This window comes from Corynebacterium sp. CMW7794 (genome assembly GCF_001563605.1).
GTDB lineage: Bacteria > Actinomycetota > Actinomycetes > Mycobacteriales > Mycobacteriaceae > Corynebacterium > Corynebacterium phoceense.
In genome coordinates, this window is the sequence record NZ_KQ961713.1 from 1 (window position 1) to 1,462 (window position 1,462).

1 protein-coding gene is annotated in these 1,462 nt (G+C 57.6%); it reads right to left on the bottom strand.

Translation table 11 applies throughout. The annotated features are described in order from the left end of the window. Positions 1 to 13 precede the first annotated feature (13 nt). Positions 14 to 1,336, bottom strand: coding sequence for an ISL3 family transposase (locus HMPREF3227_RS01640; protein ID WP_066509688.1), 1,323 nt, complete (start codon positions 1,334 to 1,336; stop codon positions 14 to 16). Between the last annotated feature and the right edge of the window lie 126 nt (positions 1,337 to 1,462).

The window sequence follows — 1,462 nt, forward strand, 5'->3', positions numbered from 1 at the left end:
GGCTCTTCCGGTTTTAGAGTGCATTGATTTTGTGTCGGATGTTGGCGGCGTGAATCAGGCACCGCAATATGTAGTGGTCGAGGTTGCGGAATCCCAGGGCGATGCCGCGTAGGAATTCCAACCGACCGTTAATCGCTTCGACAGGTCCGTTGGATACTCCGTGGTCGAAGTAGGCGAGGATGTCCTTGCGGCGTTTGTTCATGGTCCTGCCTAGCTGCGCGATCTCAGCGATCCCGGCGTCTTTGATGTCAACAAGCGTGTCAATGAGCGTGCTCATGGCTTTCTTGGCTGCTTGCTTGTTGGGATTGTTGTAGCAGCTTATGACTTGTTGGTAGTAGGTCCAGGTCTCTTGTAGCGGCGCGTAGTCGTCGTCGAAGTCAAACAGTTCCTCAAGCCTCCCGCGCTGCTTGTCGGTGAGCAAGCCCTCGGTGGTCAACAGAGTTTTCCGGTTGCGGTAGAGCGGGTCTTTGCTGCGGCCACGTCGGCCTGTTGTTTCTAACTGGAGCCTGGCGCGGCACTTGGTGAGCTTGTCACCGGCCAGGCGTACAACGTGGAACGGGTCCATGACTTGGGTGGCGTTGGGAATGACTTCGCCAGCGGCGGTGGCATAGCCTTGGAAGCCGTCCATGCTGATGATCTTGACCTGATCGCGGAACTGCTCGCTGTGATTATTCAGCCATGTTCGTAACGCGTCAGCGCTTCTGCCTGGGACAACGTCAAGAAGCCGAGCGGGGCGGATGACGTTTCCATCCTTGTCGTGGTGGTCGGTCATATCAACGATGACGGTGACGTATCCGTCGCGCCATGTGCGTCGGTTGTGCGACCAGCGATGCTCATCAACACCGATGACCTTGACCCCGTCGAGGTAGTGCTCGTCGTTGTAGATCAAGTCCTGGACAGCGGCTAAGGCCAAGGCGTTGGTGGTATCCCACCCCAGGCCTAATGACTTGGCTGCAGCGGCAACGCTCATCCGATCTAGGCAGAGTCGTTGCAGTATCCAGCGGGTCACCCTGTCCGTGGTCTTTGAATTGTCGGGCGCGCAGGTAAGGCCCGCGCGGAAGATCTTCTGCAAGCAGCGCTTGTTGGTGCACCGGTAGCGTGGAAGGCGCACATGAAGGCGTGTTGGGTGGCCGACGATGGGCAGATCGACCAGGCTGCGGATGACGTGGTCGCGGAATACTCCAGGCTGACCGCACGTGGGGCATTCATTGATGGGCTCGACGGGCTCGGCTTCGATGACGGTGACATCGCCGTGTTCTGCGGCCCCGGTGATAGTAACTCCTAGTTCTGCGGTGCGGCAGATGGTATCGACGATGACATTTCCGTTAGGCTGCACAGTAGGTCCTTGGTTTGTACGGATGGATTAGACACCCTTATTCCTACAAAGCCAAGGACCCCAATATCTTGTGCCACGCCCGAACCCCCGGCGAACTAATCAATGCACTCTAAAACCGGAAGAGCC